Source organism: Escherichia sp. 94.0001 (assembly GCF_013369155.2).
GTDB lineage: Bacteria > Pseudomonadota > Gammaproteobacteria > Enterobacterales > Enterobacteriaceae > Escherichia > Escherichia coli_F.
In genome coordinates this window covers 1-23,698 of record NZ_JABWMS020000069.1, presented here as the reverse complement: position 1 = coordinate 23,698, position 23,698 = coordinate 1, and the positions used below count along the sequence as shown (strand labels likewise).

The following is a 23,698-nucleotide window of genomic DNA, read 5'->3' as shown; positions in this document are numbered from 1 at the left end:
GATGAAAAACTTCTCATTAGAAAAAGCATATGATTATATCGACAAAATTATTGAAGAATATGATTGCGTCAAAAAAAATGATTACCAAACCGATCCAGAAATTAATTATACTGTCGATTACAACCTAGATTATACTAACTCAAACGACTTGCTTTCAGATAATAGCCTGGAGGAAGAGAGAGATTCTGTTGACAATTCCTTTTCAGACGATGAATTTAGCTTCAACGAGTGTCGTTTTATTAGCAAAGAATATACGTATGATTACGATCTTTTAAATGAAATATAAATGTAATGATTTCTTGCAAAGTCTATTATTAATAGCTTAGATATTCGTTCATCTTTCCGTCTGCACCAAAAGTAAAAGCTTGCCGAAGCAGATTCGAGACTGATGATAAACACAAAATTGCCTGAGGCGCTACGCTTATCAGGCCTACATTGCCTCTGTGCAATATATTGAATTTTCGTTGTTTTGTAGGCCAGATAAGACGTTCATCTTTCCGACCACCCTCCTCAAAAGCAAAAACCCGCCAGTTTACGCTGGCGGGTTTTCGTTAAAATAGGTGAAACTGACCGATAAGCCGGGTTCTGTCGTGGACAGTCATTCATCTAGGCCAGCAATCGCTCACTGGCTCAAGCAGCCTACCCGGGTTCAGTACGGGCCGTACCTTATGAACCCCTATTTGGCCTTGCTCCGGGTGGAGTTTACCGTGCCACGGACTGTTACCAGCCGCGCGGTGCGCTCTTACCGCACCCTTTCACCCTTACCTGATCTCACTCGCGTGAGCCATCGGCGGTTTGCTCTCTGTTGCACTGGTCGTGGGTTTCCCCCCCAGGCGTTACCTGGCACCCTGCCCTATGGAGCCCGGACTTTCCTCCCCTCCGCCCGTCTCCCCCGAAGAGGACGACGACGAAGCGGCGACTGTCTGGTCAGCTTCGGCGCGCAGTATAGAGGGTTTGCGCGCCCTTGTCACCCCGCGTTGCGCATTCCAATCGCCAGTGTCGCGGCGATATTACGTGAAGCACGGTAAATATTGTCATAAGCCCCGCGGAATGCTTCGTCCAACGTACCAATACTGGTCAATACGCTGAAGACCGCATCAATGCCATGCTGATGTACAACGCCAACATCATTGGTCAGGCTACCCGCAATGCCAATCACCGGTTTATGGTACTTTTTCGCCACGTTTGCGACGCCAATCGGAACCTTGCCGTGTATACTCTGGCTGTCAATACGCCCTTCACCGGTGATCACCAGCGTACAATCGTGAATATGTTCCTCCAGATTCAGCGCCGTCGTGACGATTTCAATACCACTTTTCAGTTCCGCACCAAGAAACGCCATCAGCGCCGCGCCCATACCGCCCGCAGCTCCTGCGCCGGGGACATCTTTCACATCAACATGCAGCGCTTTTTTAATGACATCGGCATAGTGAGAGAGGTTATTGTCCAGCTCGACAATCATCGCTTCACTGGCTCCCTTTTGTGGGCCAAAGATGCGCGATGCGCCGTTATCGCCCACCAGCGGATTGGTGACATCACAAGCGACGCGAATAGCACAATCTTTTAAGCGCGGATCGAGGCCGGAAATATCAATATCATTCAGAGTATTAAGGCTACCGCCGCCAAAACCAATTTCATTGCCGTTGGCATCGCATAATTTCGCCCCCAGCGCCTGCACCATGCCTGCGCCGCCGTCGTTGGTGGCGCTGCCGCCAATGCCGATAATAATGTTTGTCGCGCCGCTCTCCAGCGCCTGCAGGATTAACTCGCCAGTACCGCGTGAAGTGGTCACAAGTGGATCGCGTTTTTCCGCAGGTACCAGTTCCAGCCCACTGGCCGCTGCCATTTCGATAAACGCGGTTTTGCCATCGCCGGAGATCCCCCAACTGGCATTCACTTTCTCGCCCAGCGGCCCTGTAACCCAGGCGTGACGTTCAGCCCCCTGGGTGGCTGCAATCATGGCTTCCACCGTTCCTTCACCACCGTCGGCAACCGGAACGGAAACATACTGTGCATCAGGAAAAATTTCCCGAAATCCTTTTTCTATCGCCTGCGCAACCTCGCTGGCAGATAAACTTTCTTTATAAGAGTCTGGGGCGATTACGATTTTCATACCTATGCCTGTTACCACATGACGCCGGAGGGCGTTTCTCTTATTCGGCCTGGATTCCAGGCCCGGATTGCAATACGCCATCCGGGCACGACGTCATTAGCGAGTAACTTCGACTTTCGCCAGTTTTTCGTAGTAGCACGCCAGGGCGCTATGATCCGCCGTTCCTAAACCATCGGCACGCAGTGCCTGCATCATCTCCATAACCGCAGCTGTGAGCGGCAGTTGCGCGCCGACGCCGTGGGAAGTATCCAGCGCATTTGCCAGATCCTTAATATGCAGATCAATACGGAAGCCCGGCTTGAAGTTGCGGTCCATCACCATCGGCGCTTTGGCATCCAGCACGGTACTGCCCGCCAGTCCACCGCGAATTGCCTGATACACCAGATCCGGATTAACGCCCGCTTTGGTTGCCAGCGTTAACGCTTCTGACATCGCGGCAATATTCAGCGCCACAATGACCTGATTTGCCAGTTTGGTGACGTTACCTGCACCGATTTCCCCGGTATGCACCACGGAACCCGCCATCGCTTTCATCAAATCATAGTATTTGTCGAAAATAGCCTTGTCGCCGCCCACCATCACTGACAGCGTACCGTCGATGGCTTTCGGTTCACCGCCGCTCACCGGGGCGTCCAGCATATCAATGCCTTTCGCTTTCAGCGCTTCGCTTATTTCACGGCTTGCCAGCGGTGCAATAGAACTCATATCGATCAATACCGTACCTGGCTTCGCGCCTTCAATAATGCCATTCTCACCCAGCGCCACCTCTTTCACATGAGGGGAGTTTGGCAGCATGGTTATGATGACGTCGCACTGTTCAGCGATCGCTTTAGCCGTAGAAGCTGTTTCTGCACCTGCAGCAATCACGTCAGCAATAGCTTCTGGGTTACGGTCAGCAACCACCAGCGAGTAACCTGCTTTCAGAAGGTTTTTACTCATTGGTTTACCCATAATCCCCAGGCCAATAAAACCAACTTTCATAGTCATATCAATCATCTCTCTTGTTGCGGTGGTGGTTATTTTTTAAAGGTATCAGCCAGTTTCTGAGTGGCAGAGCGGAAGACGCCGAGATCGCTGCCGACAGCCACAAACGTCGCGCCCCATTCCAGATAACGACGCGCATCGGCTTCGACCGGCGCGAGGATACCGCTGGGTTTGCCGTGCGCACTGGCACGGTTAAAAATATGCTGGATTGCTTTTTGTACATCCGGGTGCGAGGCATTGCCGAGATGGCCTAATGCCGCAGCCAGATCGCTGGGGCCGACGAAGATACCGTCTACACCTTCGGTAGCGGCAATGGCATCGACGTTATCTACGCCCTGCTGACTTTCTATCTGGACCAGAATGGTGATGTTCTTGTTCGACTGAGCGAAATAATCCGCCACGGTGCCAAACATATTGGCGCGGTGAGAAACGGAGACGCCGCGAATGCCTTCCGGTGGGTAACGGGTTGATGCCACCGCCTGCTCTGCTTCCTCTTTTGTTTCTACAAAAGGAATCAGGAAGTTATAGAAACCGATATCCAGAAGACGCTTTATAATTACCGGCTCGTTGGTCGGCACTCGCACTACTGGCGCGCTGGCGCTGCCTTTCAGGGCCATTAACTGCGGAATAAACGTGGAGATATCGTTTGGCGCATGTTCGCCATCCAGCACCAGCCAGTCAAACCCAGCCAAACCAAGAACTTCAGTGCTAATCGGGTTAGAGAGTGCTGACCAGCAACCAATTTGTACCTGTTTCGCAGCCAGTGCGGCTTTGAATTTATTCGGGAAAACATCGTTATTCATCGCTTATACCTTTGCTTATTTCTGCAATTCCATACGTTTAATGTCGCCAACTACGAAGAGGTAGCAGACCATCGCCATCAGCGCTGAACATCCCACGAAAACCAGTGCTGCATTGAAGGAGTGCAGTTCACTTACCAGGTAGCCAATCACCAGTGGAGTGACAATGGAGGCAACATTTCCAAAGACGTTAAAGACGCCGCCGCAGAGGCCAACAATCTCTTTCGGCGCGGTGTCAGAAATCACCGGCCAGCCCAGAGCACCAAATCCTTTGCCAAAAAAAGCCAGCGCCATCAGCGTGACCACCAGCGTGGTGTTGTTGGTGTAGTTACATAAGATGATGGTGGAAGCCAGCAACATTCCCAGCACAATCGGTAGCTTACGTGCCAGGGTCAGGGATAAACCGCGTTTGATCAGATAATCCGAGAAGACACCTCCCAGCACGCCGCCCGCAAAACCACACAGTGCCGGAATCGAGGCGACCAGACCCACTTTCAGAATCGACATGCCTTTTTCCTGCACCAGATAAATCGGGAACCAGGTGAGGAAGAACCAGGTGATGGTGTTGATAAAATATTGTCCGAAAAATACGCCCAGCATCATGCGGTTAGAAAGCAATTGCTTGATGTAATGCAGTTTGGGACCGCTTGCTGCCGCACTGCCCGGCTTTTTGTGGTCCATATCGACCACCGCGCCATTTTCAGATATAAACTTCAGCTCTTCCGCAGACATACGTGGGTGATCTGTCGGGTTATGAATCAACTTGATCCACAGCGCCGTCAGCACAAAACCAATCACCCCCATAACGGTAAAGACGTGCTCCCATCCCCAGGCGAAAGTCAGCCAGCCAAGCAGAGGCGAAAAGAGCGCCAGCGAGAAATATTGCGCCGAGTTAAAGATGGCGGAGGCAGTACCACGTTCTTTCGTCGGGAACCAGGCGGCGACAATACGGGCGTTCGCCGGGAATGATGGCGCTTCCGAGAAGCCGAGCATAAAGCGCATAAAGAACATGGAGATCCCTGCCCAGGCCAGCGGGAACATATCAACAAAGCCTTGCAGGAAGGTGAATAGCGACCAGAAAAAGAGGCTGTAGGTGTAAACTTTTTTCGAGCCAAACTTATCAAGCAGCCAGCCGCCGGGGATTTGCATCAGCAAGTAGGCCCAGCCAAAAGCAGAAAAGATGTAACCCATCGAAACCGCACTTAACTGCAACTCTTTTGCCACTTCGGTACCAGCAATAGACAGCGTTGCACGATCGGCGTAGTTAACGGCGGTAACAATAAAAATAATCAGTAATATTAAATAGCGGGTATGCACGCCTTTCTTTTTTACGTCAACGGTGTCCAGAATCATTTTATTTACCTCGGGTACTTATGCTGATTTTTATTATTATGGGGAAGGTGTTATTTATGAGTTTTATTTATGCCGTTACGACAATGAACTCAGGAATTAGTATAAGCAGCGAGAGAATAATAATCATTGTGCAAATGCTAATTTAATTATTACTATTTAAATATTATTTTGAGCATATGCACATAAGGTTGCGCGCTAAAGCACAGATTTGCGCTTTACCCTGCCGGGCGGCACTGCAATCCCTGAAATGATTGACATTGATCACATTTCTGCGTTTAAACTCCTGACATTCTTATTTCACCCAATGAAGTCATTTATTTTTAAATGAGATCAGGTCCTCATTTTAATAACCCCTGGCTGGAGAATATTGCACAATGGCCAACATCGAAATCAGACAAGAAACGCCAACTGCGTTTTATATAAAAGTTCACGACACGGATAATGTGGCAATTATTGTTAATGATAATGGCCTGAAAGCAGGAACGCGTTTTCCGGATGGGCTGGAATTAATTGAACATATTCCCCAGGGGCATAAAGTCGCATTGCTGGACATTCCGGCTAATGGTGAAATTATTCGTTATGGTGAAGTGATTGGTTACGCCGTGCGCGCAATCCCACGCGGAAGCTGGATCGACGAATCAATGGTTGTACTACCGGAAGCGCCACCGTTACACACGCTGCCACTGGCAACCAAAGTCCCGGAACCCTTACCGCCGCTGGAAGGATACACCTTTGAGGGCTATCGCAATGCCGATGGCAGCGTGGGCACCAAAAACCTGCTCGGCATCACCACCAGCGTCCACTGTGTGGCAGGCGTGGTGGACTATGTAGTAAAAATCATTGAACGCGATCTGCTACCGAAATACCCGAATGTCGATGGCGTGGTGGGGCTGAATCATTTGTACGGTTGTGGCGTGGCGATTAACGCACCGGCGGCAGTTGTGCCTATTCGTACCATTCACAATATTTCGCTGAACCCTAACTTTGGCGGCGAAGTAATGGTGATTGGTCTGGGTTGTGAAAAGTTGCAGCCTGAACGCCTGCTGACTGGAACGGATGATGTGCAAGCTATTCCAGTAGAAAGCGCCAGCATTGTCAGTTTGCAGGATGAAAAGCATGTCGGTTTTCAGTCCATGGTCGAGGATATTTTGCAGGTCGCCGAACGCCATCTACAAAAACTGAATCAACGTCAGCGAGAAACCTGTCCGGCTTCAGAACTGGTTGTCGGCATGCAGTGCGGTGGCAGCGATGCGTTTTCTGGCGTAACGGCAAACCCGGCGGTTGGGTATGCGTCTGATCTACTGGTGCGCTGCGGCGCAACGGTGATGTTTTCAGAAGTCACAGAAGTGCGTGACGCGATCCATCTGCTGACACCACGCGCAGTGAACGAAGAGGTCGGCAAACGGCTGCTGGAGGAGATGGAGTGGTACGATAACTATCTCAATATGGGAAAAACCGACCGCAGCGCCAACCCTTCGCCGGGCAACAAGAAAGGCGGTCTGGCAAATGTGGTGGAGAAAGCGCTCGGCTCCATTGCTAAATCGGGTAAAAGCGCAATTGTTGAAGTGCTATCGCCCGGTCAACGCCCGACTAAACGCGGATTAATTTACGCTGCGACGCCAGCCAGCGATTTTGTCTGTGGCACGCAACAGGTGGCTTCGGGTATCACCGTGCAAGTGTTTACGACCGGCCGTGGTACGCCGTACGGCCTGATGGCGGTACCCGTCATTAAAATGGCAACCCGCACCGAACTGGCAAACCGTTGGTTTGACTTAATGGATATCAACGCAGGCACCATCGCCACCGGCGAAGAAACCATAGAAGAAGTGGGCTGGAAGCTGTTCCACTTTATTCTCGACGTCGCCAGCGGGAAGAAGAAAACCTTCTCAGATCAATGGGGACTGCATAACCAGCTGGCGGTGTTTAACCCGGCACCGGTGACTTGACGGCCTTGCATGAACGGAAAACGGGGAGACTGTGTTTCCCCGTTTTCCCCACGAAAAGTAAGTGATAACTCTCACATATCTAAAGTATTTTTAGATTGTTGTTTTTTTCATTCCTGTAGGCAGAAAAAAACGTAATCTATTGAAAAAACGTTAATTTATTCAATTACCATTTTGCCTGTACTTTTCATTCCGCTAAAAAAGAAACCTACCGAAAGCCGTGCTATTTTTATTACAACACGCCCACAATTTCACTCTCTTGACATTCAATCCTATAAACCAGATTATTCAATGGCTCCTGAAATTTTTGAGATTAATACCAAAAGACGACATTCAGGAAATCAATATAAACATCCGTGCCTTTTTAATTAAAGTCGTCTCATATGCCATTCATGGCATGACAAATATATTATTACGTAATATATCTGGAGTCCCTATGGAAAAGAAAAAAATATACTTATTTTGTTCAGCGGGAATGTCAACATCACTGCTGGTGTCAAAAATGAAAGTGCAGGCGATAAAATATGATGTACCAGTAATTATCGAAGCATTCTCCGAATCTGTTGCCGCAGAGAAAGGGCCGGAAGCCGATGTTATATTATTGGGACCTCAAATTGCTTACATGCAATCAGAGATCCAAAGCTTATTACCAGGAAAGCCAGTGGAAGTTATTGATTCAATGTTATATGGAAAAATTGATGGCTTAGGTGTTCTAAAATCAGCTATCGCCATAATAAAAAAAGAGCAAAAGTAACTATAGCAACACGATATTAATAAAACCAAAGTCGCAGTGATACATTAATCGGTATATAAGGATATTTTTATGCCCGGAGTGATGGCGTTACTTGAAAAACTCATTCTTCCTTTTGCAGTTAAATTAGGGAAACAACCTCACGTCAATGCAATAAAAAACGGTTTTATCCGTATGATGCCATTAACGTTAGCCGGTACGTTATTTGTCCTCATTAATAGCGTTTTTTTAGATTTTGGCGAAGGCTCCTTTTTTTATTCATTAGGCGTCCGGCTGGAACCATCGACCATAAAAACCTTAAGCGCCTTCACCGTCGTCGGTGACAGTGCTTATCATGGCACGCTGGGCATTATGTCACTCATGACCCCCTTTTTTATTGGGATGGGGTTGGCCGAAGAACGGAAAGTTGATTCGTTATCCGTTGGCTTACTCTCTGTCGCAGCGTTTATGACTGTCACCCCCTTCAAGGCAGGAGAAACCGCTAATGTCATTGGTGCAAACTGGTTAGGCGGCGCCAATATTCTGTCTGGTATGATCATTGGATTAGTTGTAGCGGAAATTTTCGCTTTTATTATCCGCCGCAACTGGGTGATTCGGTTGCCCGCGAGTGTTCCGGCCGCAGTATCACGCTCATTCTCAGCAATGGTGCCCGGGTTTATCATCCTGTTAATTATGGGTAGTTTGTCTGGGATATTGTCGATATATGGCACCAATTTCCATCAGGTCATTATCACCTCACTGGCTACGCCATTAACGTCAATGAGCGGTATTGTTGGCTGGACATTCGTTGTCTTTAATTCCCTGTTATGGTTCTTTGGTATCCACGGCGGCTTAGTATTAACCGCGTTGCAAAGCAGCACGTTGGGTCCGTGGGGACTGGAGAATATCGCCACCTATACACAATATGGTTCAGTACAAGCGGCACTGGAAGCAGGAAAAACCTTCCATTTCTGGACCGGGCCAATGCTTGACGCTTACGTGTTCCTCGGTGGAACAGGGGCAACGCTGGGACTCATTTTCGCCATTTTCATTGCGTCACGCCGGGAAGATTATCGTCAGGTTGCTAAATTAGCGTTACCTTCTGGTATCTTTAATATCAACGAACCTATTTTATTTGGTTTGCCGATCATTATGAACCCCATTATGTTAATCCCGTTTGTGATGATTCAACCCATTCTCGCCGGGATTACCTTAATCGCCTATAACATGGGTATTATTCCGCCATCAACAAATATTGCCCCCTGGACCATGCCTCCTGGACTCAATGCGTTCTTTAGCTCGAATGGTAGCATTGCTGGATTACTCCTGGCGCTCTTTAACTTAGGTGTTGCCACAATGGTTTATCTTCCCTTTGTCATTATCTCAAACAAAGCACAAGTTGAAATAATTAAACAAGAAAGCGAAGAAGACATTGCCAATGCATTAAAGTTTTAATAGCACGCTTCATCATGCCAGCGTTTAGATAAAACCATGGCATCACAAGTCAATTTAATATTGAGTATGGAAGTAACATGAAAAACTTAAAAATCGTTACTATTGGCGGTGGCAGTAGCTATACACCAGAACTCCTTGAAGGATTCATAAAACGCTACGATGAATTACCGGTCAGTGAATTATGGTTAGTTGATATTGAAGAAGGCAAAGAAAAGCTGGACATTATTTTCGACCTTTGTCAGCGGATGGTGATAAAAGCTGGCATTCCGTTAAAAATAGTGAAAACACTTGACCGTCGCGCTGCATTACAGGGCGCGCACTTTGTCACCACACAATTTCGGGTCGGGCAATTAAAAGCTCGGGAAATGGATGAGTTGATTCCACTAAGTCAGGGATATCTCGGGCAAGAAACCAATGGCGCGGGCGGTTTATTCAACGGGTTACGAACCATTCCAGTAGTTTTTGATATTATCAAAGATGTTGAGGAACTTTGCCCTGATGCCTGGATTATTAATTTTACCAATCCTGCCGGGATGGTTACTGAAGCCGTGTACCGCCATACCCAATTTAAACGGTTTATCGGTGTCTGTAATGTCCCTATTGGGATGAAGAGCTTCGTTCGCAATGCCCTAAAACTTGGCGCGGACGATGATCTTTCAATAGACATATTTGGCTTAAATCATATGGTCTTTCTTAAAGACGTATGGGTCAATGGACAATCACGTTTTGCTGAATTGCTCGATGGCGTCGTTGAAGGTTTGCTTGAAGGAAGTACCGTCAAAAATATTGACAGTTTAACCTTCAATCCTAATTTAATTCGGGCACTTAATCTCCTGCCCTGTGCTTACTTACGTTACTATTTTAAACATAAAGAAATGCTCGCTATTGAGATGGGGGAATTTTATAAAAATGGCGTTCGTGCACAAGTCGTGCAGGCATTAGAGAAAAAATTATTTGAGCTGTATAAGGACCCAGAACTAAATACAAAACCTGAAGAACTGGAGCTGCGTGGTGGTGCGTATTATTCAGATGCAGCCTGTGCCGTTATTAATGCAATTTATAATGACACGCAAACAGAACACTACGTTAATATTCCACACAAGGGCAGTGTAAAAAATATCCCTGAAGACTGGACCGTTGAAATGACCTGCATTCTGGGGAATAACGGTGTTACCCCCCACCCGCGTCTCACTCATTTTGACGAAAATGTACTGGGGCTCATTCATTCAATCAAATGTTTTGAGATTGCGGCAGCCCGGGCGGCAATAAGTGGTAACTTTAACGATACGCTGCTGGCTCTGTGCCTTAACCCGCTAATGACCTCGGATAACGACGCTGAAAAATTAGTACGTGAACTGATCATTGCCCATAAAAAACATCTGCCTCAATTTTCCAGCACCATTGCTGAACTTACCCAATCTCATCAATAACAAGGACGCCTTATGCAACGCTTATTAATTGTGAATGCGGATGACTTTGGACTAAGTAAAGGTATTAATTATGGAATTATCGAGGCAGTGCGAAATGGTGTCGTTCGCTCAACAACTGCGATGATGAATGCTCCGGCAATTGATCATGCTGCCTCTTTAAGTGCCGAAACCCCACAGCTCGGCGTCGGGTTACATTTTGTTTTGAGCTATGGCGCTGCCTTAACGGATATGCCTTCGCTGGTACGCGCAGGCCAATTAGGTAAATGGATCTGGGATGTCGCGGAGCAAGGGCAATTAAACACGGGTGAAATTGAACAGGAACTGAGTTCTCAATATCAACGTTTTATTGATGTATTTAAACGGGAGCCCACCCATTTAGACAGCCATCACAGCGTTCATATGATCCCGCAGGTTTATCCCGTTGTCGCGCGGTTCGCGCGTGAGAAAAAATTACCATTACGTATAGACCATTCTGTTCTGCGAGAGAAAAAAATCGATTCGCTGGATGCCAAAAGTAGTGAGGGATTCAGCAGTAATTTCTACGATAATAATATTTCAGAAGACTTTTTTTTATCACTCCTCAATAGCGCCATAAAACGTGATGAAAAATCGCTGGAAATTATGTGTCACCCTGGATTTGTAGATAACCACTTAATGTCGAGCAGTTACTGCTATCAACGGCTGGAAGAACTTACGGTTCTGACTACACCGTCACTCAAATATGCGATTGAAAAACACGGATTTCATCTTGTTAGTTTTCGTAATTTATAACGTAGCAATTAAGATGAATTTATCAGAAAGGTATTTCTTTATATGAGTAAAAATAAAGTCACTGTTTTAGTAATAGGTGCAGGCGCACGTGGAGAAATATATTCCCGCTATGCCCTTGAGCATCCGGACAGAATGCAAGTGGTAGGTGTTGCTGAACCTAGAGAGGCTTACCGCGAGCAAGTTGTGTCCCGGCATACGATCCCGACAGATAACATTTTTAGCAACTGGAAAGAGGCTGCTGCTCGGCCAAAAATGGCTGATGCTGTACTTATTTGTACGCAAGACAATATGCATAGAGATCCGGCCGTCGCTTTTGCCGATCTCGGTTACCACATTCTGTTGGAAAAACCGCTCGCGCCAACAGAGCACGATTGCCGCATTATCATTGATGCCGTCAAACGCAATAATGTCTTATTAGCCGTCGCACACGTTCTTCGTTACACCCGATATACACAAAAACTCAAATCCTTACTCGACAGCGGCATCATTGGCGACATTATCAGTATGCAGCATCTCGAACCCGTCGGTTACTGGCACCAGGCACACTCTTTTGTGCGTGGTAACTGGCGCAACGAGGCTGAATCATCATTTATGTTGTTACAAAAGTCCTGCCACGATCTGGACTGGATCCGCTACATCATGGGAGACAACTGTAAAACCGTTAGCTCATTTGGCGGGCTCAACCATTTTGTAAAACAAAACCAACCTGAAGGCGCAGCCGAACGCTGTCTCGATTGCCAGGCAGAAGCGACCTGCCCGTGGTCCGCATGCAAAATTTATGCTGGCGAAGCCCATAAATGTACGTTTCACTTTCGCCACGTGTTAACACCAAATCCTACTGAAGAGAATATTCGTCAGGCCCTGCGTGACGGCCCCTATGGTCGCTGTGTTTATTGCTGCGATAACGATGTTGTTGATCATCAAGTGGTAAACATGCAGTTTGCGCATCAGCAGAGCGTCACTTTTACAATGACAGCCTTTACGAAAATGGAGGATCGCAAAACCCGACTTTTCGGTTCGAAAGGTTATCTGGAAGGCGATGGCAACACCATTCGGTGTTTTGATTTTCTCACCGACCAGGAAACTATTTACACCGTTGAAGAGAAAAACGCAGGCACTCACACCCAAATGGGAGGGCACGGTGGTGGTGATTACTATCTGATGGACAGCTTTATCCATGCCGTGATGGCTGACGATCGAGCGATGATCCTTTCAGGACCAGATGAATCGCTCGAAAGTCATTTAATGGTCTTTGCCGCCGAACGCGCTCGCAAGGAAAATACCCTGGTTGTGCTGTGAAACCAAAGGAGATGAGCGATGTTTTACGGTGTTGATATTGGTGGAACCAAAACAGAGATAGTCGCCTTTGATCAGGATTTACAAATTTGCTGGCGCAAGCGGGTAGCTACGCCTGTTCAGGATTACGCGCTTTTTCTATCCACATTTGTGTCTCTGATTGATACCGCTGACTGGGCCACGGGTACGCAAGGCAAAATAGGTATCGGGATGCCCGGCGTTATGGATCGGCACACCGGTAAACTGTTGTCTTCTAACGTTCCCTGCCTGACCGGACGCCAGGTGTTAACCGATCTGGCAAATCGCCTTAACCGCCCGGTAATAATGGATAATGACTGCTGCTGCTTCGCCCTATCAGAAGCGCATACCGATCAAGCTCGTCAATATAGTCGGATCTTTGGCGCGATTATCGGCACGGGTATGGGCGGGGGATTAGTTATTGATGGCCAGTTGTACCGTGGCCGTAACCGTATGGCCTGCGAGTTTGGCCATTTACCGCTCCCGGCGACATTTACGCGGCGCTATAACCTGCCTGAATTACAATGCGGCTGCGGTTTGCAAGGGTGCCTGGAACGCTACCAGTCCGGTCCTGGCTTGCTCTGGTTACATAAGCATTTCAGCGGTGAGCAAATCACTATGGAGACATTGTTAGAAAATCATCAACGTGGCGTTCCCAGTGCCATCACCACCATTAGCGCCTGGATAGATATGGTTGGTTGTACGCTGGCACAGTTGCAGCATATTCTCGACGTAGATGCATTTGTTCTTGGCGGCGGTGTGTCTAACTTCAAAGAAATTTACACGTTATTGCCGAAAGCTATGACGCGTTATCTTCTTCCTGGACTGGAACCTGCGCGCGTATTTTCTGCCATTCACGGAGCAACGAGCGGTGTACGAGGCGCGGCGTTGCTGCAAATCGAACTTGCAACCTGAATAACGTAATGTGGCTGGCGACGTTTATCTCCAGCCACATTTTCTCACTCATCAGCAATCACAACTTCCACACCCATTTGCGTTAATGCTGCTTTGTAATTCTCCGGAATACCGCTATCGGTAATCAGTCGATCTATCTCGCTCACTTCACCGATCATACAGAAGCTTTTGCGGCCAAATTTACTGGAGTCCGCGACAACAGTAATTTCCTGCGCAACCTGGCACATCACCTGGTTCAGATGTGCCTCACCCGGATGTGGTGTGGTAATCCCTGCTTCAAGGCAAAAGCCGTCCACGCCCAGAAACAGCTTATCAAAGCGATACTGCCGGAGTTGTTGTTCTGCCGAAGGCCCATACAGGGAGTAGACGCTCTGGCGAACATTTCCACCAAGGATCATAACATCCACCCGTTCAAAACTGGCCATTTCCCAGGCGATATTCAAGGCATTCGTCATGACGACTAAATCCCGACGCCCTTTGAGCGAAGCGGGAATTAGCGTGGTCGTTGAACCAGAATCGATAATTAATGTATCGCCATCTTTGACAAAACTGGCCGCTTTTTCGGCAATTCGCACTTTAACATCACGATTAAGGCGATCTTTATCCTGCAAGGGTCTGTCGAGCGCAAAGTGTTGATTCAACACGGCACCGCCATAGGAACGCATGACGCAACCTTTTTGCTCCAGATACCGTAAGTCATTGCGGATCGTGACCGATGAGACACCAAAATGGATGCTGAGCGGCTCAACGCGTACGCTTCCCTGGGCACATAACAAATCAATGATTTGTTCGCGGCGTCTTAGGCTATCTAGCATGTTTATCGCTCCCTGAAAAAGTATTTAGTTGCATTCTTGCATTTTGCAGCTTTCATTTTCTTTTGAATGCATTACATCAGAAGAAAAGAAGTGAATTTGTGAACGCGACAACGGCGTTGAAACCTGGAAAAATCGACTCCAGAACTTTCGGTTGACCGCAAATGAAAATGACAAACTGAAAAAGTGAAAAGAAGAGATGCCGAAATAGCGAGTGCTAACGGCAGAAAAGCGAAAGCAGAAAGTGGATCCCCCACCGTGAGATCACCGCCTTTTGGGAGAGTGAAGAAGGTCACAAATTTGCAAAATAGTGCTTTTAGCACTGCAACGCGAGGGGACTGAGCGGGTGATTTGGAAAGCGCCTCGCAAAATGGGAAACATGCTCTCTTTTTTCGTTGGTTCTGGCGCTTTCTGCTGTTAATAATGCATTTGCATTACCTTTGCTGAAGCTTCTAATTTGAGCAGAAAACAGGCTGTAAAAGGACAGTGAACAATGCCCGCCGAACACATCCGTGTTGAGCTACGGGCGCCATTGCTCACTCCCCGACCAGAATCACTTCAACCCCAGCCTTTCGCAGTCCTTCCAGACTATCCGCAGGAATGCCTTCATCAACAATGATCATGTCGATACGTTGAGTATCAATGATCTTATGTAAACTGGAACGGTTGAACTTACTGGAATCGGTGACCACAATGATCCGTTCCGCAACTTCGCACATCCGACGGTTTAAACGGGCTTCATCTTCATTATGCGTGCTGACGCCGCGCTCCAGATCGATCGCATCTACACCAAGAAACAGCATATCGAAGTGGTAATTTTGCAGCGATTGCTCAGCCTGATCGCCGTAAAAAGATTGCGACTGACGCCGCAGATGCCCGCCGGTCATAAGAAGTTCAACGCCTTCTGCTTCCAGCAACGCATTAGCTACGTTCATACCATTGGTCATCGCAATTACGTCAGTGTGCTTGCGCATCAGACGAGCAATCTCAAAAGTGGTGGTCCCGGAATCGAGGATCACCCGATGACCTGGCTGAATCAACTCAACGGCAGCTTTCGCAACGCTGCGTTTCATCGCAGTGTTCAGCGCGCTTTTATCTTCCACTGATGGCTCGACTGACGGCGTCGTGCTATCGCAGATCAACGCGCCACCATAGGCACGCACAGCGATCCCCTGCTTTTCCAGAAACGCCAGATCGTTGCGGATCGTCACAGTAGATACGCCATACAATGCCGACAGATCGTTAACCTGCACACTCCCTTGCTGTCGCAGGCGCTGAATGATTTGTTCTCGTCGCTCGCTGGTGCCTGTCACTCGCTTCTCGCCTGAAGCGTCGGTATTACTCATAGTAAGTCCTTTCGTAAAACTTTCGTTTCATTTCGTTTTGCCTATTAACGCCTTTCTATTGAGCAAATGCAAGCCCACCTTGCCCCCAGCCGCAAGCTACTCTCGTTTTAGAGACTTTCATTATGTTTCTTTTGTGAATCAGATCAGAAAACTATTATCTTTCGTTTTATTTTTATCTCACCATGACGCAGTATCAACTGAAACAAAACGAAAGATTAATATCGCAGCAATCTGAACTGGAGAGGAAAGTGAAACATCTGACAGAAATGGTGAGGCAGCACAAAGAGGGCAAAACAAATGGGATTTATGCCGTTTGTTCCGCACATCCGCTGGTGCTGGAAGCTGCAATCCGCTACGCCAGTGCAAACCAAACGCCGTTACTGATTGAAGCAACCTCCAATCAGGTGGACCAGTTCGGCGGTTATACCGGAATGACACCCGCCGATTTTCGCGGCTTTGTTTGTCAGCTCGCCGACTCATTGAATTTCCCACAAGACGCGTTGATTCTGGGTGGCGATCATCTGGGGCCAAACCGCTGGCAAAACCTGCCTGCCGCTCAGGCGATGGCCAATGCCGATGATTTGATTAAAAGCTACGTGGCGGCAGGATTCAAAAAAATTCACCTTGATTGCAGCATGTCCTGTCAGGACGATCCGGTTCCCTTAACCGATGACATCGTGGCTGAACGCGCCGCCCGACTGGCTAAAGTCGCGGAAGAAACCTGCCGTGAACACTTTGGCGAAGCCGATCTGGTGTATGTCATTGGTACCGAAGTGCCGGTACCTGGCGGCGCGCATGAAACCTTAAGCGAGCTGGCGGTCACTACGCCGGATGCCGCCCGCGCCACGCTGGAAGCCCATCGTCACGCCTTTGAAAAGCAGGGGCTGAGTGCCATCTGGCCACGCATCATTGCTCTGGTGGTTCAACCCGGCGTCGAATTCGATCACACCAACGTTATTGATTATCAGCCCGTCAAAGCGACCGCCTTAAGCCAGATGGTCGAAAACTACGAAACGCTGATTTTCGAAGCGCACTCTACCGATTACCAAACGCCGCAATCGCTGCGCCAGCTGGTGATTGACCACTTTGCCATTCTGAAAGTTGGTCCGGCGCTCACCTTCGCCCTGCGTGAAGCTCTGTTCTCTCTGGCGGCGCTTGAAGAAGAACTGGTGCCAGCAAAAACCTGTTCCGGTCTGCGTCAGGTGCTGGAAAACGTGATGCTCGACCGCCCAGAATACTGGCAAAGCCACTACCACGGTGATGGCAACGCGCGTCGTCTGGCGCGTGGTTATAGCTACTCGGATCGCGTGCGCTATTACTGGCCGGACAGCCAGATTGATGACGCTTTCGCCCATCTGGTTCGTAATCTGGCGGATTCACCGATTCCGCTACCGCTCATCAGCCAGTATTTGCCGCTGCAATACGTGAAAGTTCGCTCCGGCGAGCTGCAGCCAACACCACGGGAACTCATTATCAACCATATTCAGGACATCCTGGCGCAGTACCACACAGCCTGTGAAGGCCAATAAGCAAAACAAAGAGGAACACGCTATGCCAAATATTGTTTTAAGCCGGATTGATGAACGCTTGATTCACGGTCAGGTCGGCGTTCAGTGGGTCGGATTTGCGGGGGCAAATCTGGTGCTGGTAGCCAATGATGAGGTTGCCGAAGATCCGGTACAACAAAACCTGATGGAAATGGTGCTGGCAGAAGGGATCGCCGTACGTTTCTGGTCGCTGCAAAAAGTCATCGACAACATCCACCGCGCCGCCGATCGGCAGAAAATCCTGCTGGTTTGTAAAACACCGGCCGATTTCCTGACGCTGGTTAAAGGTGGTGTCCCGGTGAGTCGCATTAACGTTGGCAACATGCACTATGCCAATGGCAAGCAGCAAATTGCCAAAACGGTTTCTGTGGATGCGAGCGATATCGCGGCATTTAACGACCTGAAAGCCGCTGGGGTGGAATGCTTCGTTCAGGGCGTTCCGACAGAACCTGCTGTGGACCTCTTTAAATTACTTTGAGGGATTCATTATGGAAATCAGTCTGTTGCAGGCATTTGCGTTGGGCATTATCGCCTTTATCGCTGGCCTGGATATGTTTAACGGCTTGACCCATATGCACCGCCCGGTGGTCCTCGGCCCGTTAGTTGGGCTGGTGCTTGGCGATCTGCATACCGGTATTTTAACCGGCGGTACGCTGGAACTGGTGTGGATGGGGCTGGCACCGCTGGCGGGCGCACAGCCGCCTAACGTGATTATCGGAACTATCGTCGGCACGGCGTTTGCCATTACTACTGGCGTGAAACCGGATGTCGCGGTCGGTGTCGCCGTACCTTTCGCTGTCGCAGTACAGATGGGGATTACCTTCCTGTTCTCGGTGATGTCTGGCGTGATGTCCCGCTGCGACCGGATGGCGGAGAACGCCGATACTCGCGGCATTGAACGCGTGAACTATCTGGCATTGCTGGCACTCGGCACGTTCTATTTTCTCTGCGCTTTCCTGCCTATCTACTTCGGCGCAGAACATGCCAAAACCATCATTGATGTCCTGCCGCAACGATTAATCGACGGCCTCGGCGTCGCGGGCGGCATTATGCCAGCAATCGGTTTTGCCGTGCTGCTGAAAATCATGATGAAAAACGTCTACATCCCCTACTTCATCCTGGGCTTTGTTGCCGCAGCCTGGCTCAAGTTACCGGTGCTGGCTATTGCTGCCGCCGCGCTGGCGATGGCGCTGATCGACTTGCTGCGTAAATCTCCTGAACCGACTCAACCTGCGGCACAGAAAGAGGAATTTGAAGATGGCATCTAATCAAACTACCCTGCCGAACGTCAGTGAAAACGAAGAAACACTGCTGACAGGCGTCAATGAAAACGTGTATGAAGATCAGAGCATTGGCGCAGAGCTGACGAAAAAAGATATCAACCGCGTCGCCTGGCGTTCCATGCTGTTACAAGCGTCTTTTAACTACGAACGTATGCAGGCTTCCGGCTGGTTGTACGGTCTGCTGCCTGCTCTGAAAAAGATCCACACTAATAAACGCGACCTGGCGCGCGCCATGAAGGGGCATATGGGTTTCTTCAATACCCATCCGTTTCTGGTGACGTTTGTTATCGGCATTATCCTTGCGATGGAGCGTTCTAAGCAGGACGTTAACAGTATTCAGAGCACCAAAATTGCCGTCGGTGCGCCGCTCGGCGGGATTGGCGATGCCATGTTCTGGCTAACGTTACTGCCGATTTGTGGCGGGATTGGTGCCAGTCTGGCATTGCAAGGCTCTATTCTTGGCGCAGTCGTGTTTATTGTGCTGTTTAACGTGGTACACCTGGGGCTGCGTTTTGGTCTGGCGCATTATGCTTACCGCATGGGCGTGGCGGCGATCCCACTCATTAAAGCGAATACCAAAAAAGTCGGCCATGCAGCGTCTATCGTTGGGATGACGGTGATCGGCGCACTGGTGGCAACCTATGTTCGTTTAAGCACCACGCTGGAAATCACGGCGGGCGACGCAGTGGTTAAGCTGCAGGCTGACGTTATCGACAAACTGATGCCTGCCTTCTTACCGCTGGTCTACACCCTGACCATGTTCTGGCTGGTACGCCGCGGCTGGAGTCCGCTGCGCCTGATTGCGGTTACCGTGGTTCTTGGCATCGTCGGTAAATTCTGTCATTTCCTTTAAATACAATGAGGTATTAGATGTTAAGTATTATTTTGACAGGGCATGGCGGATTTGCCAGCGGCATGGAAAAAGCAATGAAGCAAATCCTCGGCGAGCAGTCGCAGTTTATCGCCATTGATTTTCCGGAAACCTCAAGCACTGCGCTGCTTACATCGCAGCTTGAAGAAGCCATTGCCAAACTGGATTGTGAAGACGGCATTGTTTTTCTGACAGATTTGCTGGGCGGCACACCGTTTCGCGTGGCTTCAACGCTGGCGATGCAAAAACCGGGCTATGAAGTGATCACCGGCACCAATTTGCAACTGTTGCTGGAAATGGTGCTGGAGCGCGAAGGGTTAAGCGGTGAAGAATTCCGTGTACAGGCGCTGGAGTGTGGACACCGTGGGCTGACCAGTCTGGTGGATGAATTAGGCCGCTGCCATGAAGAATGTCCGGTCGAGGAAGGAATATGACACACGTTCTGCGCGCCAGAAGACTGCTGACTGAGGAGGGCTGGCTTGATGATCATCAGTTGCATATTGCTGACGGTGTAATTGCAGCAATCGAACCGATTCCAGTGGGCGTGGCTGAACGCGATGCGGAACTGCTCTGCCCCGCTTATATCGATACCCATGTACACGGTGGTGCGGGCGTTGATGTCATGGATGACACGCCGGATGCGCTCGACAAGCTGGCAATGCACAAGGCACGGGAAGGTGTCGGCAGTTGGTTGCCGACTACCGTAACCGCGCCGCTTAATACCATTCATGCGGCGCTGGAACGTATTGCTCTACGCTGCCAGCGCGGTGGACCTGGTGCGCAAGTGCTGGGGAGTTATCTCGAAGGGCCGTACTTCACGCCGCAGAATAAAGGCGCACATCCGCCGGAGCTGTTTCGCGAACTTGAAATTGCCGAGCTGGATCAATTGATTGCTGTTTCACGGCATACCTTGCGCGTGGTGGCGCTGGCACCGGAAAAAACAGGCGCGTTACAAGCCATTCGTCATCTTAAACAGCAAAACGTACGGGTGATACTGGGGCATAGCGCGGCGACCTGGCAACAAACCCGTGCCGCGTTTGACGCTGGTGCCGACGGCCTGGTGCATTGCTATAACGGGATGACAGGTTTACATCACCGCGAACCGGGAATGGTTGGCGCAGGATTAACGGACAAGCGCGCCTGGCTGGAACTGATAGCCGATGGTCATCATGTACATCCGGCGGCGATGTCACTGTGTTGTTGCTGTGCGAAAGAGAGAATCGTGCTCATCACCGACGCGATGCAGGCAGCCGGGATGCCGGATGGTCGCTATACGTTATGTGGTGAAGAGGTGCAGATGCACGACGGCGTTGTCCGTACCGCGTCCGGTGGACTGGCGGGCAGTACGCTGTCTGTTGATGCGGCTGTTCGCAATATGGTCGAGCTGACGGGCGTAACGCCAGCGGAAGCCATCCATATGGCGTCGCTGCATCCGGCGCGAATGCTGGGTGTTGATGGTGTTCTGGGATCACTTAAACCGGGCAAACGCGCCAGCGTCGTTGCGCTGAATAGCGGACTGCATGTGCAACAAATCTGGATTCAGGGTCAATTAGCTTCGTTTTGATGGTTTGCTCCTTTATTGGGCCTTCACTTCCCCCGTAAGGCCTTTCTTTTTCTTTCGTTTTAATCTGTGCAGTGGTGTCGAATGCGACGCTGGCGCGTCTTATCCGCTCTACGGTACGCCGCTTCCAGCAATCGGTACACATAGCGACGTCATCACGCAATCCTTTAATCTTCCCTTGTCTTTTCTTTCAATGATCACAAATTTCGTTTTATTTCTTTTTTCTCCATTGAACTTTCGATTTCTTTTCTATAGATTTTAATCAACGAAACGAATCACCAAGTGAAATGAAACGAAAGGCAAGCGAAACCTGCAATGCCGGAAGTCAAGTTCATCAGACTAAGGATTGAGTTATGCCAGAAAATTACACCCCAGCGGCCGCCACCACCGGCACATGGACTGAAGAAGAGATCCGCCATCAGCCTCGCGCATGGATCCGTTCACTCACCAACATCGACGCGTTACGTACAGCTCTCAATAACTTCCTTGAACCGTTACTGCGCAAAGAGAATCTGCGGATCATTCTGACCGGAGCCGGAACCTCGGCATTTATCGGTGATATCATCGCGCCGTGGCTCGCCAGCCATACCGGCAAAAACGTCAGCGCCGTACCGACCACCGATCTGGTCACTAATCCGATGGACTACCTGAATCCAGCTCATCCACTGCTGTTGATCTCCTTCGGTCGATCTGGCAACAGCCCGGAAAGCGTCGCCGCCGTGGAACTGGCGAATCAGTTTGTACCGGAATGCTATCACCTGCCGATCACCTGCAACGAAGCGGGCGCTCTTTACCAAAACGCGATCAACAGCGACAACGCGTTTGCCCTGCTGATGCCCGCAGAAACGCACGATCGCGGCTTTGCAATGACAAGCAGCATTACCACTATGATGGCCAGCTGCCTCGCGGTTTTCGCACCTGAGACAATCAATAGCCAGACCTTCCGCGACGTAGCGGATCGTTGCCAGGGGATCCTGACCTCACTGGGCGATTTCAGCGAAGGTGTGTTTGGTTACGCACCGTGGAAACGGATCGTTTATCTCGGCAGCGGTGGCTTACAGGGCGCAGCACGCGAGTCGGCGCTGAAAGTACTGGAACTGACGGCGGGTAAACTGGCGGCCTTTTATGATTCCCCGACCGGATTCCGTCATGGCCCGAAATCGCTGGTCGATAACGAAACGCTGGTGGTGGTGTTTGTCTCCAGCCACCCCTATACGCGTCAGTATGATCTTGATCTGCTGGCAGAACTCCGCCGTGACAACCAGGCAATGCGCGTAATCGCCATCGCCGCGGAAGGCAACGACGTTATTACCGCCGGTCCACATATCATCCTGCCGCCGTCACGTCACTTTATCGACGTTGAGCAGGCATTTTGCTTCCTGATGTACGCCCAGACGTTTGCACTGATGCAGTCGCTGCATATGGGCAATACGCCGGATACCCCATCAGCCAGCGGCACCGTTAACCGCGTGGTGCAAGGCGTAATCATTCATCCGTGGCAGGCATAAGAGGATCGCATTATGAGTATTATCTCCACCAAATATCTGTTACAGGACGCCCAGGCCAATGGCTACGCGGTGCCTGCTTTTAACATTCATAACGCCGAGACGATCCAGGCGATCCTCGAAGTGTGCAGTGAAATGCGATCGCCGGTGATCCTCGCCGGGACGCCGGGGACCTTTAAACATATCGCGCTGGAAGAGATCTACGCCCTGTGTAGTGCCTATTCCACAACCTACAACATGCCACTGGCGCTGCATCTCGACCACCACGAATCGCTGGATGATATTCGCCGTAAAGTCCACGCAGGCGTGCGCAGTGCGATGATCGACGGCAGCCACTTCCCATTTGACGAGAACGTGAAGCTGGTGAAATCGGTTGTCGACTTCTGCCACTCACAGGATTGCAGCGTGGAAGCAGAACTGGGCCGCCTGGGCGGTGTTGAAGATGACATGAGCGTTGACGCCGAAAGTGCATTCCTGACCGATCCACAAGAAGCTAAACGCTTTGTCGAACTGACTGGCGTCGACAGCCTGGCGGTAGCGATTGGTACGGCGCACGGCTTATACAGCAAAACGCCGAAGATTGATTTCCAGCGGCTGGCGGAAATTCGTGAAGTGGTGGATGTTCCTCTGGTGCTGCATGGTGCCAGCGATGTTCCAGATGAATTTGTCCGCCGCACTATTGAACTTGGCGTCACAAAAGTAAACGTTGCCACAGAATTAAAAATAGCTTTCGCTGGCGCGGTTAAAGCCTGGTTTGCGGAAAATCCGCAGGGTAATGATCCTCGTTATTATATGCGCGTCGGTATGGATGCGATGAAAGAAGTTGTCAGAAATAAAATTAATGTCTGTGGTTCAGCGAATCGAATTTCAGCATAATCATTAGTTTTTTATGATTTATCCCAATGTACTTCCCGATTAATATCGGGGAGTGCCTTAATGGTAAAGGAGATAACTAAACCTTAATA

Annotated in this window: 21 protein-coding genes, 1 other RNA gene and 1 pseudogene; 16 read left to right on the top strand and 7 right to left on the bottom strand. The window is 49.7% G+C overall.

Annotated elements, in window-relative coordinates; all coding sequences use genetic code 11:
- Positions 1–286 (top strand): annotated as a pseudogene (locus HEN33_RS21045) (hypothetical protein); the annotation flags it as partial.
- A 272-nt stretch (positions 287–558) separates the two neighbouring features.
- Here HEN33_RS21045 and rnpB read toward each other — a convergent pair.
- The 5 genes from rnpB to garP form a co-directional block, all read right to left on the bottom strand.
- Positions 559–935: RNase P RNA component class A (gene rnpB / locus HEN33_RS21040), an RNA gene on the bottom strand.
- Positions 936–967: 32 nt separating this feature from the next.
- Entirely contained in the window at positions 968–2,113 is a 1,146-nt protein-coding gene (gene garK / locus HEN33_RS21035; protein ID WP_001352915.1) for a glycerate 2-kinase, read from the bottom strand.
- A gap of 96 nt (positions 2,114–2,209) precedes the next feature.
- Entirely contained in the window at positions 2,210–3,100 is an 891-nt protein-coding gene (gene garR / locus HEN33_RS21030) for a 2-hydroxy-3-oxopropionate reductase (RefSeq protein WP_001303675.1), read from the bottom strand.
- Positions 3,101–3,129: 29 nt separating this feature from the next.
- Positions 3,130–3,900 carry a 2-dehydro-3-deoxyglucarate aldolase gene (gene garL, locus HEN33_RS21025; protein ID WP_001058227.1) on the bottom strand — a complete coding sequence of 257 codons (771 nt, stop codon included), beginning with the start codon at positions 3,898–3,900 and terminating at the stop codon, positions 3,130–3,132.
- Between the two features lie 15 nt (positions 3,901–3,915).
- Entirely contained in the window at positions 3,916–5,250 is a 1,335-nt protein-coding gene (garP, locus tag HEN33_RS21020) for a galactarate/glucarate/glycerate transporter GarP (RefSeq protein WP_032185178.1), read from the bottom strand.
- 374 nt (positions 5,251–5,624) lie between these two features.
- On the opposite strand from garP, the gene garD reads away from it, so the two are divergent.
- The 7 genes from garD (at position 5,625) to HEN33_RS20985 (ending at position 13,808) form a co-directional block, all read left to right on the top strand.
- Complete coding sequence (gene garD, locus HEN33_RS21015) at positions 5,625–7,196, top strand: galactarate dehydratase (RefSeq protein WP_001273763.1); 1,572 nt, start codon at positions 5,625–5,627, stop codon at positions 7,194–7,196.
- A 433-nt stretch (positions 7,197–7,629) separates the two neighbouring features.
- The gene (locus HEN33_RS21010) at positions 7,630–7,947 is read left to right on the top strand and encodes a PTS sugar transporter subunit IIB (protein ID WP_105287744.1); all 318 of its coding nucleotides are present in this window, start codon (positions 7,630–7,632) and stop codon (positions 7,945–7,947) included.
- Positions 7,948–8,016: 69 nt separating this feature from the next.
- Complete coding sequence (gene chbC / locus HEN33_RS21005; protein WP_176263860.1) at positions 8,017–9,378, top strand: PTS N,N'-diacetylchitobiose transporter subunit IIC; 1,362 nt, start codon at positions 8,017–8,019, stop codon at positions 9,376–9,378.
- Positions 9,379–9,455: 77 nt separating this feature from the next.
- Complete coding sequence (locus HEN33_RS21000; protein WP_176263859.1) at positions 9,456–10,808, top strand: 6-phospho-beta-glucosidase; 1,353 nt, start codon at positions 9,456–9,458, stop codon at positions 10,806–10,808.
- Between the two features lie 12 nt (positions 10,809–10,820).
- A complete protein-coding gene (chbG, locus tag HEN33_RS20995; RefSeq protein ID WP_176263858.1) occupies positions 10,821–11,579 on the top strand; it encodes a chitin disaccharide deacetylase in 759 nt (252 codons plus the stop codon).
- Between the two features lie 42 nt (positions 11,580–11,621).
- Positions 11,622–12,878, top strand: coding sequence for a Gfo/Idh/MocA family protein (locus HEN33_RS20990; protein ID WP_176263857.1), 1,257 nt, complete (start codon positions 11,622–11,624; stop codon positions 12,876–12,878).
- Positions 12,879–12,896: 18 nt separating this feature from the next.
- Positions 12,897–13,808: an ROK family protein gene (locus HEN33_RS20985; RefSeq protein WP_105287719.1), complete on the top strand. Its 912-nt coding sequence runs from the start codon at positions 12,897–12,899 to the stop codon at positions 13,806–13,808.
- 44 nt (positions 13,809–13,852) lie between these two features.
- Here HEN33_RS20985 and agaR (HEN33_RS20980) read toward each other — a convergent pair whose 3' ends face one another.
- Both agaR (HEN33_RS20980) and agaR (HEN33_RS20975) read right to left on the bottom strand, forming a co-directional pair.
- Positions 13,853–14,623, bottom strand: a complete 771-nt coding sequence (gene agaR / locus HEN33_RS20980; RefSeq protein WP_105287720.1) for a transcriptional repressor AgaR — start codon at positions 14,621–14,623, stop codon at positions 13,853–13,855.
- Between the two features lie 533 nt (positions 14,624–15,156).
- Entirely contained in the window at positions 15,157–15,966 is an 810-nt protein-coding gene (gene agaR, locus HEN33_RS20975; protein WP_000072187.1) for an aga operon transcriptional regulator AgaR, read from the bottom strand.
- A 248-nt stretch (positions 15,967–16,214) separates the two neighbouring features.
- Here agaR (HEN33_RS20975) and kbaZ point away from each other — a divergent pair, with 248 nt between their 5' ends.
- The 8 genes from kbaZ to kbaY all read left to right on the top strand — a co-directional run bounded on the left by kbaZ (position 16,215) and on the right by kbaY (position 23,609).
- Positions 16,215–17,495: a tagatose-bisphosphate aldolase subunit KbaZ gene (gene kbaZ / locus HEN33_RS20970; protein WP_176263856.1), complete on the top strand. Its 1,281-nt coding sequence runs from the start codon at positions 16,215–16,217 to the stop codon at positions 17,493–17,495.
- Positions 17,496–17,517: 22 nt separating this feature from the next.
- Positions 17,518–17,991 (top strand): PTS N-acetylgalactosamine transporter subunit IIB, encoded by a 474-nt coding sequence (gene agaV, locus HEN33_RS20965; RefSeq protein WP_024256997.1) that lies wholly within the window; start codon positions 17,518–17,520, stop codon positions 17,989–17,991.
- 10 nt (positions 17,992–18,001) lie between these two features.
- On the top strand, positions 18,002–18,781 hold the full coding sequence (gene agaW, locus HEN33_RS20960; protein WP_000406214.1) for a PTS N-acetylgalactosamine transporter subunit IIC: 780 nt from the start codon (positions 18,002–18,004) through the stop codon (positions 18,779–18,781).
- Entirely contained in the window at positions 18,771–19,649 is an 879-nt protein-coding gene (gene agaE / locus HEN33_RS20955) for a PTS N-acetylgalactosamine transporter subunit IID (RefSeq protein ID WP_001295548.1), read from the top strand. Before agaW ends, agaE begins: the two co-directional genes overlap by 11 nt.
- Positions 19,650–19,666: 17 nt before the next feature.
- Positions 19,667–20,101, top strand: a complete 435-nt coding sequence (agaF, locus tag HEN33_RS20950) for a PTS galactosamine/N-acetylgalactosamine transporter subunit IIA (RefSeq protein ID WP_000948819.1) — start codon at positions 19,667–19,669, stop codon at positions 20,099–20,101.
- The gene (nagA, locus tag HEN33_RS20945) at positions 20,098–21,231 is read left to right on the top strand and encodes an N-acetylglucosamine-6-phosphate deacetylase (RefSeq protein ID WP_176263855.1); all 1,134 of its coding nucleotides are present in this window, start codon (positions 20,098–20,100) and stop codon (positions 21,229–21,231) included. Before agaF ends, nagA begins: the two co-directional genes overlap by 4 nt.
- 350 nt (positions 21,232–21,581) lie before the next feature.
- Positions 21,582–22,736, top strand: a complete 1,155-nt coding sequence (locus HEN33_RS20940; RefSeq protein ID WP_176263854.1) for an AgaS family sugar isomerase — start codon at positions 21,582–21,584, stop codon at positions 22,734–22,736.
- Between the two features lie 12 nt (positions 22,737–22,748).
- Positions 22,749–23,609, top strand: a complete 861-nt coding sequence (gene kbaY, locus HEN33_RS20935; RefSeq protein ID WP_000022773.1) for a tagatose-bisphosphate aldolase subunit KbaY — start codon at positions 22,749–22,751, stop codon at positions 23,607–23,609.
- Positions 23,610–23,698: the final 89 nt, after the last annotated feature.